17 protein-coding genes are annotated in these 14,026 nt (G+C 68.9%); 8 read left to right on the top strand and 9 right to left on the bottom strand.

Features of this window, described 5'->3' with window-relative positions:
- Nucleotides 1-8 precede the first annotated feature (8 nt).
- On the bottom strand, nt 9-359 hold the full coding sequence (locus AC3WT6_RS02235; protein ID WP_492651925.1) for a hypothetical protein: 351 nt from the start codon (nt 357-359) through the stop codon (nt 9-11).
- A gap of 66 nt (nt 360-425) precedes the next feature.
- On the opposite strand from AC3WT6_RS02235, the gene AC3WT6_RS02230 reads away from it, so the two are divergent.
- The gene (locus AC3WT6_RS02230) at nt 426-1,727 is read left to right on the top strand and encodes an NAD(P)/FAD-dependent oxidoreductase (RefSeq protein WP_492651924.1); all 1,302 of its coding nucleotides are present in this window, start codon (nt 426-428) and stop codon (nt 1,725-1,727) included.
- A complete protein-coding gene (locus AC3WT6_RS02225) occupies nt 1,727-2,974 on the top strand; it encodes a cation:proton antiporter (protein WP_492651923.1) in 1,248 nt (415 codons plus the stop codon). The genes AC3WT6_RS02230 and AC3WT6_RS02225 overlap by 1 nt, the downstream gene beginning before the upstream one ends.
- On the opposite strand, the gene AC3WT6_RS02220 is transcribed toward AC3WT6_RS02225, so the two are convergent.
- The 8 genes from AC3WT6_RS02220 to AC3WT6_RS02185 form a co-directional block, all read right to left on the bottom strand.
- Nucleotides 2,937-5,249 carry an MMPL family transporter gene (locus tag AC3WT6_RS02220; RefSeq protein WP_492651922.1) on the bottom strand — a complete coding sequence of 771 codons (2,313 nt, stop codon included), beginning with the start codon at nt 5,247-5,249 and terminating at the stop codon, nt 2,937-2,939. The two genes, AC3WT6_RS02225 and AC3WT6_RS02220, sit on opposite strands and share 38 nt — an antisense overlap.
- The gene (locus AC3WT6_RS02215; RefSeq protein ID WP_492651921.1) at nt 5,246-5,878 is read right to left on the bottom strand and encodes an outer membrane lipoprotein carrier protein LolA; all 633 of its coding nucleotides are present in this window, start codon (nt 5,876-5,878) and stop codon (nt 5,246-5,248) included. The genes AC3WT6_RS02220 and AC3WT6_RS02215 overlap by 4 nt, the downstream gene beginning before the upstream one ends.
- Entirely contained in the window at nt 5,875-6,294 is a 420-nt protein-coding gene (locus tag AC3WT6_RS02210) for an acyl-CoA thioesterase (RefSeq protein WP_492651920.1), read from the bottom strand. The genes AC3WT6_RS02215 and AC3WT6_RS02210 overlap by 4 nt, the downstream gene beginning before the upstream one ends.
- Nucleotides 6,291-7,043, bottom strand: coding sequence for a glycosyltransferase family 2 protein (locus tag AC3WT6_RS02205; protein ID WP_492651919.1), 753 nt, complete (start codon nt 7,041-7,043; stop codon nt 6,291-6,293). The genes AC3WT6_RS02210 and AC3WT6_RS02205 overlap by 4 nt, the downstream gene beginning before the upstream one ends.
- A 6-nt stretch (nt 7,044-7,049) precedes the next feature.
- Entirely contained in the window at nt 7,050-7,391 is a 342-nt protein-coding gene (locus tag AC3WT6_RS02200) for an ApeI family dehydratase (RefSeq protein WP_492651918.1), read from the bottom strand.
- A 6-nt stretch (nt 7,392-7,397) separates the two neighbouring features.
- Nucleotides 7,398-7,676, bottom strand: a complete 279-nt coding sequence (locus AC3WT6_RS02195; protein ID WP_492651917.1) for an acyl carrier protein — start codon at nt 7,674-7,676, stop codon at nt 7,398-7,400.
- Between the two features lie 315 nt (nt 7,677-7,991).
- A complete protein-coding gene (locus tag AC3WT6_RS02190; protein ID WP_492651916.1) occupies nt 7,992-8,792 on the bottom strand; it encodes a lysophospholipid acyltransferase family protein in 801 nt (266 codons plus the stop codon).
- Nucleotides 8,789-9,646 carry a chorismate transformation FkbO/Hyg5 family protein gene (locus tag AC3WT6_RS02185; RefSeq protein WP_492651915.1) on the bottom strand — a complete coding sequence of 286 codons (858 nt, stop codon included), beginning with the start codon at nt 9,644-9,646 and terminating at the stop codon, nt 8,789-8,791. Before AC3WT6_RS02185 ends, AC3WT6_RS02190 begins: the two co-directional genes overlap by 4 nt.
- A gap of 181 nt (nt 9,647-9,827) precedes the next feature.
- Between AC3WT6_RS02185 and AC3WT6_RS02180 the strand changes: the two genes are divergently transcribed.
- Genes AC3WT6_RS02180 through AC3WT6_RS02155 form a run of 6 tightly spaced genes read left to right on the top strand, consistent with a single transcriptional unit; the run spans nt 9,828 to nt 14,023 of the window.
- The gene (locus AC3WT6_RS02180; protein WP_492651914.1) at nt 9,828-10,592 is read left to right on the top strand and encodes a class I SAM-dependent methyltransferase; all 765 of its coding nucleotides are present in this window, start codon (nt 9,828-9,830) and stop codon (nt 10,590-10,592) included.
- Between the two features lie 44 nt (nt 10,593-10,636).
- Nucleotides 10,637-10,915, top strand: coding sequence for a phosphopantetheine-binding protein (locus AC3WT6_RS02175; protein ID WP_492651913.1), 279 nt, complete (start codon nt 10,637-10,639; stop codon nt 10,913-10,915).
- Complete coding sequence (locus tag AC3WT6_RS02170) at nt 10,915-11,538, top strand: COG4648 family protein (protein WP_492651912.1); 624 nt, start codon at nt 10,915-10,917, stop codon at nt 11,536-11,538. The genes AC3WT6_RS02175 and AC3WT6_RS02170 overlap by 1 nt, the downstream gene beginning before the upstream one ends.
- Before the next feature lie 5 nt (nt 11,539-11,543).
- The gene (locus AC3WT6_RS02165; protein ID WP_492652835.1) at nt 11,544-12,854 is read left to right on the top strand and encodes an AMP-binding protein; all 1,311 of its coding nucleotides are present in this window, start codon (nt 11,544-11,546) and stop codon (nt 12,852-12,854) included.
- The gene (locus AC3WT6_RS02160; RefSeq protein WP_492651911.1) at nt 12,847-13,137 is read left to right on the top strand and encodes a 3-hydroxyacyl-ACP dehydratase FabZ family protein; all 291 of its coding nucleotides are present in this window, start codon (nt 12,847-12,849) and stop codon (nt 13,135-13,137) included. The genes AC3WT6_RS02165 and AC3WT6_RS02160 overlap by 8 nt, the downstream gene beginning before the upstream one ends.
- A complete protein-coding gene (locus AC3WT6_RS02155) occupies nt 13,130-14,023 on the top strand; it encodes a lysophospholipid acyltransferase family protein (protein ID WP_492651910.1) in 894 nt (297 codons plus the stop codon). The genes AC3WT6_RS02160 and AC3WT6_RS02155 overlap by 8 nt, the downstream gene beginning before the upstream one ends.
- Nucleotides 14,024-14,026 lie beyond the last annotated feature (3 nt).

Genomic DNA, 14,026 nt, shown 5'->3' with positions numbered 1-14,026 from the left:
GGCGGTGCTCAGCGGCAAAGATCCGGCTTGCCCGAAGTGAGGTCGTAGCATCGGTAGGCAAAGCCCATCGGCCAGTAGATCAGGGCATACGGCGGCCAGAAGATCGAGACCACCCGGAAGCGGGCGGCCAGCCGACCTTCCTGAACCACCTTGTCGTTCTGCTCCAGCTTGTAGGGAATGCCACCGGCGGAATCCCAGAAATAGGGAAGCGTCTTGACCTGGCCGGCGGGGTAGCTGGTTTCGCGGCTGCCAAAGCGGATCTGGCTATCCGGCGGCAGACGAAATTGCGCGGTGGTCGAGCAGCCCGTTAGCAAGGCGAAGGCGGCCGCAAGCAACGCGGCACGGGTACCTGGAGACATGTGATTTCCCTCGTGATTATTGTCTGATCTCAGCGGCCGAATATTAGCGCACCGCTATCGCAGGGCGTGGCGGGGAGGCGCGCGGCCGTGGACAATGATTCACAAACAAACCGGGGAAAATGCTTGAACGACGTGCTCATCATCGGGGCCGGCCCAGCCGGCTCCGTCGCAGCTGCCATGCTGGTGCAAAAAGGGTATCGGGTACTGGTGCTGGAAAAGCAGCTGTTCCCGCGCTTCTCGGTTGGTGAGAGCCTGCTCGCGCAAAGCCTGGGCCTGATCGAGCAGGCCGGGATGCTGGAGGCGGTGCAGGCGGCTGGCTTCCAGTACAAGAACGGCGCCGCCTTCGCCCACAATGGCCGATATTCGACTTTCAACTTCGCCGAGAAGAGCAGCCCCGGCTTTGGCTACACCTACCAGGTGCCGCGCGGCGAGTTCGACCATCTCCTGATCAAGGAGGCGGCGCGCATGGGGGCCGAGGTGCGCTTCGAAGTCGAGATCATCGCCGCCGATTTCTCCGGCGAGCGGCCGCGCATCACCGCCCGCGGCAAGGACGGCAGCGAAGAGGTTCACCAGCCGCGCTTCGTGCTCGACGCCAGCGGCTTTGGCCGTGTGCTGCCGCGCCTGCTGGGTCTGGAATCGCCCTCGCCGTTCCCGACCCGCTCGGCGCTGTTCACCCAGGTCTACGACGGCATCCCCTCCGGCGCCTTCGACCGCCAGAAGATCCGCGTCACCACCCATCCGAAATTCCGCGATGTCTGGTTCTGGCTGATCCCCTTCTCTAACGGCAAGGCCTCGATCGGCGTGGTTGCGCGCGACGAATTCTTGCAGCAATACCCGGGCAGCAACGAAGACCGGCTGTGGGCGCTGCACCGTGAAGACCCTGAACTCGGCGCGCTGCTGGCCAATGCGAAACCGGCGCTCCCGGTTGGCGAGCTGCGCGGCTATGCCGCCAATGTCAGCCGCATGTGGGGGCCGGGCTACGCCCTGCTCGGCAATGCCGCCGAGTTTCTTGACCCGGTGTTTTCCTCCGGCGTCACCATCGCCATGAAGTCCGCCAACATGGCGGCCGGCTTGCTGGATCGGCAGTTCAGGGGCGAGGCGGTGGACTGGGAGGCGGAGTTCGCCGCCCCCCTCAAGCTGGGCGTGGAAACCTTCCGCGGCTTCGTCGAGGGCTGGTACGACGGCAGCCTGCAAGACGTCATCTACTACCCGCGGCAAGACCCGAAGATCCGCCGGATGATCTGCTCGGTGCTGGCCGGCTATGCCTGGGATACCGGCAATCCCTACGTCGGCAAGGCCAAGCAGCGCCTGCACACCCTGGCGCAGCTGTGCCGGCAGGGCGAAGCGCAGGCCGGCAGCGCCAGTTGATGGAACTCGCCGCCTATGCGCGCGCGCTGCTGGCACTGGTGGCGGTGCTGGTACTCGGCCGCCTGCTGGGCCGGCTGCTGCGGCATCTGGGCCAGCCGCCGGTGATCGGCGAGGTGCTGGCCGGCATCCTGCTCGGGCCCTCGTTGATCGGCCCGGAGTGGGCGGCGCGCATCCTGCCCGCGGAGTCGGCGCCACCGCTGCGCGCCATCGCCATGCTCGGCATGGTTCTGTACATGTTCCGGGTCGGGCTGGAGCTGGATACCGGCCTGATCCGCCAGCGCCTGCGCGCCACCTTGCTGATCGCCCACGCCGGCATCGCCGCGCCGCTGCTGCTGGGCGTGGTGCTGGCGGTCTGGCTTGCCCCTGGCTACGCCGGGGCGGCCGCGACGCCCTGGGTGTTCGCGCTGTTTCTCGGCGTTTCCCTGGCGGTGACGGCGTTTCCGGTGCTGGCGCGCATCCTCGCCGACCGCGGCCTGTCCCGGCAGCCGCTGGGCCAGATGGCGCTGGCCTGCGCCGCGGTCGGTGATGTCTCTGCCTGGTGCCTGTTGGCAGCGGTGACCGGCATGGCCAGCAGCGCCCACCAAGGCACTGCGGTCGGCCTGATCGTCGGCTCGCTGGCCTATGTGGCGGCGATGCTGCTGCTGGCGCGGCCACTGCTGCGGTTGGCGTTGCGTGCTCCGACCGCGCTGGCGGTGCCGCTGGTGCTGGCCGCGCTCGCCGGCTCGGCGACCTGCACCCAATGGCTGGGCCTGCATGCCAGCTTCGGCGCGTTCCTGATCGGCGCCCTGCTGCTGCGCGAACATGCGCTGACGCAGACCCTGGATCGGCGGCTGGAGGGCATCGCCGCCTGGCTGCTGCCGGCCTTTTTCGCTTACGCCGGCATGCGCACCCGCCTGGACCTGCTGGCCGGCTGGGAGCAATGGGGCCTGTGCCTGCTCATCACCCTGGTCGCCACCGTCGGCAAGGTCGGCGGCACCTATCTGGCGGCGCGGGTCTGCGGCGAGCCCCGGCGTCCGGCGGCGGCATTGGGCGCGCTGATGAACGCGCGCGGCCTGATGGAACTGATCGTGCTGCAGATCGGCCTGGACTTCGGGATCATCAGCCCGGCGCTGTTCTCCATGCTGGTGGTGATGGCGCTGGTCACCACCCTCGCCACCACGCCGCTGGTGCGCGCCCTGTTGCCAAGGCCGGAGGCGTCGCCGCCGGCACTCAAGCCGGCGGTGCTTGCGAATCCAGCGGCGCGGTAAACAGCGCCAGCGTCAGCGTGGTGGCGATGCCCAGCGCCAGCGTCAGCCCCAGGCTCTGCAGGAAGGGTGTGCTGGAAAACGCCAGGCCGCCGAACGACAGCAGGGCCGTCATCGCCGCCAGCCCCACCGCCAGCCGGCTGGCGGCCGGCGGCGCCCCGGCGCGTACGCCCTCGCGCAGAAAGATCACATAGTCGTTGCCGATGCCCAGCACCAGCAGCAGGGCAAGCACGGTGAACAGGTTCAGCGGTAGCCCGCACCAGCCGAGAGCTGCCAGCGTCAGCAGGCTGGCGCCCAGCGGCGCGGCCAGCGCGCGCAGGCCCTCGCCAGGCCCATAGCGGACGGTCAGTACCACCGCGATCAGCAGATAGATCAGGCCGAGTCGCCGCAGTGCTTCCTGGCGCTGGCTCGCGAGCACAGCAGTGGTCTCGGTTACCGGGTCGTGCCATTGCACGCCGGGTAGATCCGCCGCGATCGCCGCCAGGGCCGAGGCGTCCTTGACGCTGCTGAGGGTCACCGCCGAGCGCCAGACCCCGGCGTCCTCGCCCAGCCAGAGTGCCGTCAGTGCCTTCAGGCGGTCGGTCGACAGCGCCGTCGCCGGCTCCAGTCGCGGCGCCACCGCGAACTCGGCGGCCAGGCGCGCCGCCGGTTCGGGGCCGTAGCCCAGGGCCGCGAGATGACGGGCAATCAGGCCCTGTGGCAGCAGCAGCGGCGCCAGCAGGGCGCGGTTGGCGTCCTGGGTTTTGAGCGACGGCAGCGCGCGGCTGACGGCGGTGTAGTCGGACAATCGCAGCGCGTCGAGCCGGGCGGTCAGCGCTTCCTCGCGTTCCAGCAACTGTTGCTCGGAGCCGCCCTCGATCAGGAAATGCCGGCTGTCGAAGTTGCTGCCCAGCAGCGCGCGCACCCGCTGCTCTTCGGCGATCAGGGCCGGCGGCGAGGACTGCAGCTGGCGCAGGTCGTCGACTGGCTTCAGGCGCAGCAGTCCGGGGACTGCGAGGGCGACCAGCAGCAGCCAGAACCACCAGGGCGCGCGCCTTGGCCGCAGCAAGCCAGCGAGGCGCAGCCAGCGTTCCCCGCCACCCATCGCCGCCGGCCGCGCCAGGGTCGGGAAGGCGAGCCAGACGGTCGCGGCGGCCACACTCAGGCCGCTGGCGGAGAACACCGCCATCTGCCGCAGCACCGGCAGCGGTGCGGTGGCAAAGGCGGCGTAGCCCAGCACCGCGGTGCCCAGGCCGAGCAGCAGGCTGGGACCGATGTGGGCGGGCGCGTCGGCCGGGCGCCAATGGCGGGGATCGCGAAACTGATCGCAGAGGAAGTGGATCGCGTAGTCCACCGCCACGCCGATCAGGCTGGTGCCGAAAACCAGGGTGAGGAAGTGCAGGCTGCCGAACAGCGCCTGCACCAGGCACAGCGCGGCGACGATGCCTAGCCCGACCGACAGCAGGCCCAGCAGTGCCGGGCGCAGGCTGCGGAACACCGCCAGCATCAGCAGCGCGCAGGCCAGCAGGTCACCGCCGCCCAGCCAGACCATTTCGGCGCGTGCCCGGGCCGAGGCGGCCACCGCATGCGGGGCGACACCGCTGACCAGAACCTCGGCGCCAGCGGTCTCGGCGGCGGCGCGTGCCGCCTTCAGGGCCGCCGCCAAGGGTTGCTGGATCGCCTGCGAAAACGGGCTGTCGCGGGTCTCGGCGAGCACCAGCAGCCAGACCTTGGCGCCGTCGTGGATAGCCAGTACGCCACCTTCCAGAGTCGCGCGGCCTGGCACCGGCAGCGCCGTGCGCAGCTGATGATCGAACAGCCCCAGGGGATCGTCGACCACGGCGGTCAGCCGGGCGAAGCCGGCCGGCGAGTAGAGCGCGCGCAGGGCCTCGTCGCGCAGGGCCTCGGCGGCGCCGGCGGCGAGCCTGGCGCGATCCGCCGCCGAGATCAGGCCGAAGCGCGCCGCCTGCTCGACGGCGGAGGGACGCAGAGCGCCGGCGTCGGGCTCGAACTGCACGCTGTCGAAGGCCGGCGAGGCCTGGAGGCTGGCGGCGAGCCCGGCGGCGGCGGCGCGCGCCTGCGCATAGTCCTCGGCGCCGACCAGGAACAGCAGGCGCCGTGCGAAGGCATCGCTGATGCGGTGGCTGGCGCGCTCGGCGCCGGGGTCGCGCTCCTGCGCCGGCAGCATCGCCAGCAGGTTGCTGTCCAGCTTGAGATTCGGCGCGGTGTGCAGGCCGAAGTACGCCAGCAGCAGCGCCATCGCCGCCAGCCAGAGGCGAAAGCGCGCGGGCTGACTCATGGAAAGCGCGCGAGCGCTTCCGGCGGCAGCGCCTGGAGCGCCTGCAGCTGTTCGAGTTCGATCTCGGTGCGGTCGCCACGACCGTCGGTGATGACCACCCGCTCCAGCTGCCGGCTGCCGTCCAGCCTGGCTTCGGTGAGCGCACCGGCCAGCGCCGCGTGGCGCGGTTTCAGGCCGATGCTCCAGCGGCTGCCGCTACGCTCGCCGTACAGCAGAAAATCGCGTTCCAGCGACTCCAGGTCGAGCGCGAACAGCGCTGCGAACAGCCGCGAGACGGCGGCAAGGCCAGGTTGGGCGTCTGCGCCCAGGCGCTGTTCGCTACCGCCCTCGCGGGCGATCAGGCTGTTGCCGGCCAGCACATATTCGGCGCTCAGCGGCTGCCGCACCCGCCAGATCACACCGCGACCGCGGGCATAGACGAAGTCGCCGCTGGAGCGCAGCGGCTGCGGCAGCTCGGCGAGAAATTTCTTCTGCACGAAGCTGCCGGTCAGCGCCGCGCCCTGGGCGCTGGCGCGGGTTTCGGCCGAGACCAGGGCCTCGATCTCGGCGGCGCGCCGCGGCGTGGCGAACAGCTCCGCCCTGGCCGCCGGCAGTACCAGCAGCAGCGCCAGCAGCAGCGCCGCTCTCACTTCGCCACTCCCAGCTTTTCCAGCAGGATTCGCGGCGAGGCCAGCAGCAGCTCGCCAGTATTCATATCGACCGCGGCCTGCACGCTATGCCCCTTGGTGACCCGCGCACCATTGTCGGCATCGGTGATCAGATAGCCGATCTTCAGCCGGTGCTCCCATTCGATGAACCAGGCGCTGACCCGCAGCCGCTGCTTGAAACGAGCCGCCTGGACGTAACGGGCCTGGTAGTCGATCAAGGGCCAGATATAGCCGGAGGCCATCATGTGGTCGTAGTTGTAGCCGATGGTTTCCAGCAGCGCGCAGCGGGCCAGCTCGAAATAGCGGGCGTAGTTGCCATGCCAGACGATGCCGGCGGGATCGAGGTCGTGAAACGGCACTTCGACGATCACCTCGGCGCGGCGGCCCGTGGCGTTCATGGCGGCAAGCCGCGCAGCCGGCGCGTCAGTAGCCAGGGCAGACGCGGCAGCATCGCCACAAACAGCCGTGCATGCATCCAGGAAATCCTCAGGTTGTCGCGCCAGAGATCGAAATGCGAGACGCCGTCGCTGGGATAACTCACCTGGGTCGGTAGGTTGACCACCGGCACGCCGGCCCAGAACAAGCGCACCAGAATCTCGGTGTCGAAGTCCATGCGCCGGCCGGCGCGCATGGTCCGCCAGGCCGCCAGGGCCGGCGCCAGCGGGTAGAGGCGAAAGCCGCACATGGAATCGCTGATGGCCAGCGACAGCGTGTTGACCCAGACCCAGAAATGGGTGACGTAGCGGCCGTACAGACGGTTGCGCGGCACGCTGGCGTCGTAGACCGCGACGCCGGCGATGACCGCGTCCGGCCGCCGCCGGCTTTGTTCGAGGAAGCGCGGGATGTCTTCGATGCGGTGCTGGCCGTCGGCATCCAGCTGAATGGCGTAGTCATAGCCAGCGTCCGCGGCGGCGGCGAAACCGGCCATGGTGGCGACACCCTTGCCGCCGTTCTCGGGCAGCCGCAGCACCCGCAGCCAGTCCGATTCGCTGGCCTCCAGACGATCCAGCAGCGGCGCGCAGCCAGGGCCGGAGCCGTCGTCAACCAGAAAGCAGGTTAGCTCCAGGTTCAGCGCCCGCAGCCGCGCCAGCACCTCGGGCAGCGCCTGCTCATGGCGGTAGAAGGGGATGACCACGCAGGTGCGCATGCGCTGCTAGGGCGTAAACAGCACGCGGCCCTGCGAGCAGACTCTCTCGGCGCGGGTGTAGCGAAAGCCCAGGGCGCCGGGAGTCCAGTGCAGGTCCAGATCGACCTCGGCACCGGGGCCGATGACGTGCATGAACTTGATCCCGGCCAGCGCCGAAAAGCGGCCGGATACCGGCAGGCGCGCGCTGGCCAGCCGCACTGCCCAGTCGACCTGGGTAACGCCAGGGAGTATCGGGCTGCCGGGGAAATGCCCCTCGAACTGCATCAGCGTCGATGGCACCCGCAGCCGCAGCCGCACCGCCGCCTCGCCATCGGCGCTCTCGGCAAGGACTAATGGCTGGCTGCCCATGCCGCCTCAGGCGGCGGCGGGCGAGGGGGCCGCGACGTCTGCGTTGACCAGCTGGTAGACCGCATTCACCACGTCGTTGACGCTGCGCACATGCTTGAACTCCTCGGCGTTGATCTTCTTGCCGGTGATTTCCTTCAGACGCAGAACCAAGTCGATGGCGTCGATGCTGTCGATGTCCAGATCCTGGTAGAGCTGAGCATCGCGATGGATCTTCTCCGGGGCGATCTCGAACAGCTCGATCAGCACCTCTTTCAAGGTCTGGTAAATCTCGTCGTGGCTACGCATGGAATCCCTAGGATGGTTTTTATGGTGGCAATTGTAGATTCTGGGCCGCCGGAGCCCTAGGGTGTGTTGACAATAAATACATCGCTGCGGCGGAAGGCGGTTTTGGGGCAGTGCAAGGAAGCAAGAGTGCGCAATAGCGGGTCTATTGAAACTCTTGCTGACGCGGCAATGCCCCAAAACCGTCCCGCCCCGAAGGGTTGCTGGCCAAAATTGCGTCATGCGGCGTTGCCCGCCTAGCGAAGGCAACAAGCCTTCGCGTCGGCCGGCGCCTTGCCTGACGCAATTTTGACCGGCAACGCAGCGACGTATTTATTGTCAACACACCCTGATCCGGTCGGTAAAAAAGTCCTGGAAGTACCGGCTCAGGCGACGCGCGGCCAGCGCCGGCGGCAGGTTCGCGGGGATCACCTCGCTGGCCTGAAACGACGGCTCCACGGTGATTTTCCAATGCGCGCGCCGTGGCGGAATGTTCCACCACTTCTCCGCCTTGGTCAGTGTGCTCGGCTGGCAGATGATCGAAACCGGCAGAATCTCGCAGCCGGCCGCCAGCGCCACCTGCGCCGCGCCGCGCCGCATCTCCAACGGCTGACCGGGCCGGCTGCGGGTGCCTTCCGGGAACACCAGCAAGGCCCGGCCGGCCTTCAGCACCCGGGCGCAATTGGCGACCAGCGCCTCGCCCTCGTCATTGGGGATATAGCCCGCCCAGACCACCGGCCAGCGCAGAAAGGGATTGCGCCAGAGCGCTTTTTTGACGATGCAGTCCACCTCCGGCAGAAACGACACCAAGAGCACCACGTCGATCAGGCTGGGGTGGTTGGCGATGATCAGCCGGCCGCCCGGCGGGACCGGCGCGAGCAGGCGCTCGCGGCCATGCAGCTCGTAGCTCACCAGGCCGGTGTGGCGCATCAGGCCGACAAACAGGCGGAAGGCGTGGTGCAGGGTCAGCCGGGCGCGGCGGCGCAGTTGTGGCTCGCTCCAGCTGACCAGGCGCAGCAGCGGAAACCAGGTGAAGCCGAGAACCACCGCGCCCACCCCGAAGCTGGTGAAGGCAAACGCGGTGGCGTGCAGACGCCAGTGCCGGTTCAGCCGCTGCTTCCAGCTCAGCCGCGCGGTCACGGCCGGACCCGGTAGCTGCCTTCGACTTCCAGCAGCAGTTCGCTGCGGCAGATGTCGCCCAGCAACACCGACAGCGGGGTATCGGGATGGCGCTCGCTGCACAGGGCCATGGCCGCCGCGGCGTGCTCGGGGTCGCGCACATAAAGGCGGAGCGACTCGGCGCGCAGCCGGCCGGGCTCCGCGTCCAGCCGGCGCTCGGCCTCGCCGAGCAGGCTGTCGATATTGGCCAGGGCCTCCTGCATCTGCGCCGGAACATCGCCGACATGGCGGGTTTCATGGCCGACCACGCTGGCGGTGCCGGAGATCAACAGCTCCGCGCCGTCGGCCCAGTCGACCAGGGTGGCGCGCGAGAAGCTGGGGCTTTTCGGCCCGTACTGGCGCGGATAGGCGTAGGCGCTGGTCTGGCGGGGATTCTCGATCTGCCGCCCGGGCGCGCGCGCCGCCAGAAAATAGAGGACCAGCCCGCCCTCGGCGGTGCCGATCGCGGTCGCGGCCGGCAGCTGCTGTTCGAAGCCGGGCTTGAGCGCCAGCGCATTGTGGCGGCCCAGGGAAAACTGCCGGTAGCGCTCCTCGTCGCCCTCGCCACGGGTGATTTCCGCCAGGTAGTTCCAGGTGCGCAGCCAGTGCGGATAGCCGCGCGAGCGCAGCAGATGCTCGATGCGGCCGTAGGCATGAAAGGTGGCGCGGGCCAGCCCCAGCCGCTGCAACTCGGGCTCCGCGACTTGCAGCTGGCCAAACAGCACCGCGCCGTTCTCGGCGTAGCCCAGGCCCTCGGACCAGCCGTGTTGCACCGGCGTCGGGCTGAGCCAGTTATCCTCGGCGGGGCCAGTGAGCACCGGCAGTGGCACCTGCACCAGCCTGGGGTCATCGCCTCTGGTCGGCGCCGTCCCGTGGCACACCCTGGCTAGTAGGAATTGATCCTCGACGGCGTGGTGACAGACACGGAAAGGGCGCGCTGGGGTGGTGGAAAGCTGGGGCATTCGCAGTCGGATGTGCGAAACTGAAAGGCATATCAGGCCACATTCTAACGTCGCCATGTCGCCCACACCCCCCGCTTCTTCCGCAGCGCAAATCGCACCGCTGCCGGTGCTCAAGACCTACTTCAGCGACGAGCCCGGGCGGCGGCAGACGGTGAAGACCCTGTTCGATGCCTCGGCGCGGCATTACGACTGGATCACCGCGATGATGAGCTTCGGCTCCGGGCGCTGGTATCGCCGCGACGCGCTGCGCCGTCATGGCCTGAGCACCGGCACCAAGCTGCTTGATGTCGGCGCCGGCACCGGGGTGATCTCGCTGATCGCGCAGGAGGTGGTCGGCGCCCAGGGCGAGGTGATTGCCGCCGATCCCAGCGAAGGCATGCTGGCGGTGGCGCGGGACTCCGGCGTACGCCAGACCGTCACCGCCGGCGCCGAAGACTTGCCGTTTGAAGCCAACCGCTTCGACATGCTCACCATGGGCTATGCCTTGCGCCATGTCTCCGACCTGGTGCTGGCCTTCCGCGAATACCACCGGGTGCTGCGGCCGGGCGGCAAGGTCTTGCTCTTGGAGATCACCCGGCCGGCGCGACGCGGTTTTGCCTACTGGCTGCTGCGCGCCTATCTGCGGGGCGTGGTCCCGGCCGTCACCCGCCTGTTCCGGCGCTCCGCCGATGCCGAGCAGCTGATGCGCTACTACTGGGACACCATCGACCAGTGCGTGCCGCCCGAGACCATCCTGGAGGCGCTGCGTCAGGCCGGCTTCCAGAACCCGAGCCGGCATGTGGCGATGGGCATCTTCAGCGAATATTCCGCCACCAAGTAAACAAACAAATAATCGGCCCGCTGTATTTGGGGAACCGGGGAACCATGTCTAGCCTTTCCACCACCGAACTCGAATTGGCCGAGCTGCTGATCGGCGCCCTTAATCTGGAGGGTCGCGATGCCGCGGCCACCGATCCCGAAGCGCCGCTGTTTGGCGATCACGAGCGTGGCTGGGGCCTGGACTCGATCGACGCGCTGGAGATCGCCCTAGCGATCCAGCAGCGCTATGGCGTGGAGCTGCGCTCGGAGGACGAGGCGACCAAGCGCGCCTTCGCCAGCGTGCGCGGCCTCGCCGCGCATGTGGCCTCACTCCGCAAGGGCTGATGCCGCTGCCGCCAGCCCGCGTCCTGTTGCCGGCGACGCTGAGCGTCGGCTACCCACTGCTCTCGCATCTCGCCACCAGCCTCGGCTCGCCGGGCTTGCAGTGGCTGGCGCTGATGGCCATCGTGGGCGTTCCACTCAGTGGCGGTCTTCTGCGGGGCAGCGCGCCTGCCTGGGCCTGGCTGGGCGGACTGGCGCTGTTGCTCTGGCTGCTGGTGCACTCCGGCGGGGGGCAGTACGGCCTGTTCCTGCCACCCCTGGTGCTGCCCGGTGCGATGGCGGCGGGCTTTGGCTTGAGCCTGCGCGCCGGACGTACGCCGCTGATCACCCTGGTGGCCGAAACCCGCGGGCCGCTGCCGCAGTATCTGCGCAGCTACACACGTAGGCTCACCTGGTTCTGGACCGGCTTCACCGCCAGTCTGGCCCTGGTCGCCCTGCTGCTCTGCCTGTCTGGGCAACTACAGCTGTGGTCCTGGTTCGCCAATGTGTTCAGCTATGTGCTGATCGGCCTGGTGCTGGTGGTCGAATACCTGCTGCGCCGACACTGGTTCCCGGCCTATGCGCATCCGGGCTTTGTCGCCTATCTGCGGATGATCGTCCGTGGTCCGCCCAGGGCGTCGCGGTGAAGCCGATGCTGCCGCTGATCCACGACTACCGGCCGCAGGCGCCGCTGCTCTGGCTGGAGGGCGCGCCGGTGAGCCAGGCCGCGTTTCTGGCTGCGGCCCGGCAGCTGGCCTCGGAGTTGCCGGATGCCGCCCGGGAGGTGCTGCCGCTGGCCGCCAACCGTGCCGGCTTCCTGCTTGCCTTCGCCGCCGCCTTGCTGCGCAACAAGCCCTGCCTGCTGCCGCCCGCCGGCCATCCGGCGGCACTCGCCAGCCTGCGTGCGGCGCACCCGTCGGCGATGGTGCTCAGCGACCAGCCGGCGCAATGCACCGCGCCGGGGGATCACTGTCTGCGTCTCGCCTTCGATCTGCCCGACTGGACCGGCCCGGTGCCGGAATTGCCGGCGACCCAGCTGGCGGCCATCGCCTACACCAGTGGCAGCACCGGCGCGCCGCAGCCCAATGCCAAGACCTGGGCGATGCTGATCGCCACTGCCCGCCTGGCGATGGACCGCTTCGGGCAGGGCTTGCACATCGCCGCCACGGTGCCGGCCCAGCACATGTATGGCCTGGAAACCACCGTGATGATGGCGCTCGCCGGCGGCGGTATCGCCGATGCCGGTCAGCCGTTCTTTCCCCAGGACGTGCGCGCGACACTGGCGGCGCTGCCGGCGCCGCGCATGCTGGTGACTACGCCAGTGCACCTGCGGGCCTTGGTCGCGGCGGCACCGGCGCTGCCTGAGCTGAAGCTGCTGCTGTCTGCCACCGCACCGCTGCCGCTCGCCTTGGCGCAGGACGCCGAGGCGCGGTTCAACGCGCCGTTGTTCGAGATCTACGGCTGTACCGAGGCAGGCAGTATCGCCACCCGCCGTCCGGTCGCCGACCCGCGCTGGCGGCTGTACCCGGAACTGAAGCTGGAGACCCTGGCTGCCGGCAGCTTTCTACATGCCGACTACCTGCCCGATCCGGTGCCACTGGCCGACGAGGTCGAATGCCTGGATGGCGAACACTTCCGCCTGCTGGGGCGTAGCGCCGAGCTGATCAAGGTGGCCGGCAAGCGCATCGCCTTGGCGGAACTGACCCAGACCCTGCTCGGTATCGCCGGCGTCGAAGACGGCGTGGTGCTGCTGCCCGAGGCGGACGAGGCCACGGTAGTGAACCAGCGTCCGGCCGCGCTGGTGGTGGCGCCCGGACTCAGCGAGGCGCAGCTCTTGGCGGCGCTGGCGGCGCGGCTAGACCCGGTGTTCCTGCCGCGTCCATTGAAGAAGGTGGCAGCGCTGCCGCGCAATGCGGTTGGCAAGCTGCCGAGAGCGGCCTTGCTGGAACTGCTCCATGGCTGAGACCCGCATCTTGGTGTCCGCCGATCATCCCAGCTTGCCTGGCCACTTCCCCGGCGAGCCGCTGGTGCCGGGCGTGGTGCTGCTGGACTGGGCCTGGCAGGCCTGCCGTGCGGAGTTGCCATCGGGTGCTCGACTGTTGGGTCTGCTCACCGCCAAGTTCCTTTCCCCGGTGCGACCTGGGGACCAATTGCGGATCGTGGTCAGCGCCGGTCCTGGCCAGAGCGACTTCAGCCTGTGGGTTGGTGAAACGCCTGCTGCACAGGGCCGCTTCAGTCATGGCTAAGACCAGCTGGCAGCAGCAGCGCGAGCGCGGCAGCGCGCTGGGCATCGGCATCCTGTTCGCCACCGCGCGCTTTCTCGGGCGCCGGGCCGCGCGCTTCGTATTGGCGTTCGTGACGTTCTACTTCCTGCTCACTGCCGGCGCCGCGCGGCGCGCTAGCCGCCAGTATCTGCGCCGCGCCCTGGGCCGCGCGCCAGGTTGGCGCGATCTCTGGCAGCATTTCTGGTGTTTTTCCGGCTGCGCGCTCGACCGGGTGTTCCTGCTTGCCGGCGGCAAGGAGATCGAGGTGCAGATCGAACTGGCCGACGAGGTGCTGGCGATCGGCCGGCGCGGCGGCGCGCTGCTGATGGTCAGCCACTTCGGCAGCTTTGAGGCGATGCGCACTTCCGGCATCCGCCAGGCGGAGGTGCCGCTGGCGATCCTGATGGACCGTGCCCACGGTGCCCGCATCACCCAGGCACTGGAGCGGGTGGCGCCGGATTTTTCCGCCCAGGTGATCGACGCCGACCAGCCTGGGCCCAGCTTAGTGCTGAAGCTGCGGGAGACGCTCGCGGCCGGCAAGCTGGTGGGCATGATGGTCGACCGCGCTCGCGCTGGCGAGGCGACCGAGAGCGTCGATTTTCTCGGCGCGCCGGCGCGCTTCCCGCTCGGCCCCTGGCAGCTCGCCGTGGCATTGCGCTGCCCGGTGATCCTCGGCTACGCAGTGCCCTGCGGTGGCCGGAAATACCTGGCGCGTTTCGAGCTGTTCAGCGCCGGGCTCGAAGCCGCCCGCGGACAGCGCGGCGAACTGGCCCGCGAGGCGATGCAGCGCTATGCGGAGTGGTTGGCCCGGCAGGCGCGGAGCGCCCCCTACAATTGGTTCAACTTCTACGATTTCTGGGCGGAATGAACA

The organism is Stagnimonas sp. FW305-C-60 (assembly GCF_058782965.1).
This window is presented reverse-complemented; position numbering and strand designations above follow the sequence as displayed.

Coding starts and splice junctions, on each gene's coding strand:
- AC3WT6_RS02210 (WP_492651920.1), bottom strand. CDS start 6,294: ATGAACGCCACGGGCCGCCGCGCCGAGGTGATCGTCGAAGTGCCGTTT.
- AC3WT6_RS02155 (WP_492651910.1), top strand. CDS start 13,130: ATGGCTAAGACCAGCTGGCAGCAGCAGCGCGAGCGCGGCAGCGCGCTG.
- AC3WT6_RS02235 (WP_492651925.1), bottom strand. CDS start 359: ATGTCTCCAGGTACCCGTGCCGCGTTGCTTGCGGCCGCCTTCGCCTTG.
- AC3WT6_RS02225 (WP_492651923.1), top strand. CDS start 1,727: ATGGAACTCGCCGCCTATGCGCGCGCGCTGCTGGCACTGGTGGCGGTG.
- AC3WT6_RS02175 (WP_492651913.1), top strand. CDS start 10,637: ATGTCTAGCCTTTCCACCACCGAACTCGAATTGGCCGAGCTGCTGATC.
- AC3WT6_RS02180 (WP_492651914.1), top strand. CDS start 9,828: ATGTCGCCCACACCCCCCGCTTCTTCCGCAGCGCAAATCGCACCGCTG.
- AC3WT6_RS02195 (WP_492651917.1), bottom strand. CDS start 7,676: ATGCGTAGCCACGACGAGATTTACCAGACCTTGAAAGAGGTGCTGATC.
- AC3WT6_RS02160 (WP_492651911.1), top strand. CDS start 12,847: ATGGCTGAGACCCGCATCTTGGTGTCCGCCGATCATCCCAGCTTGCCT.
- AC3WT6_RS02170 (WP_492651912.1), top strand. CDS start 10,915: ATGCCGCTGCCGCCAGCCCGCGTCCTGTTGCCGGCGACGCTGAGCGTC.
- AC3WT6_RS02200 (WP_492651918.1), bottom strand. CDS start 7,391: ATGGGCAGCCAGCCATTAGTCCTTGCCGAGAGCGCCGATGGCGAGGCG.
- AC3WT6_RS02220 (WP_492651922.1), bottom strand. CDS start 5,249: ATGAGTCAGCCCGCGCGCTTTCGCCTCTGGCTGGCGGCGATGGCGCTG.
- AC3WT6_RS02205 (WP_492651919.1), bottom strand. CDS start 7,043: ATGCGCACCTGCGTGGTCATCCCCTTCTACCGCCATGAGCAGGCGCTG.
- AC3WT6_RS02165 (WP_492652835.1), top strand. CDS start 11,544: ATGCTGCCGCTGATCCACGACTACCGGCCGCAGGCGCCGCTGCTCTGG.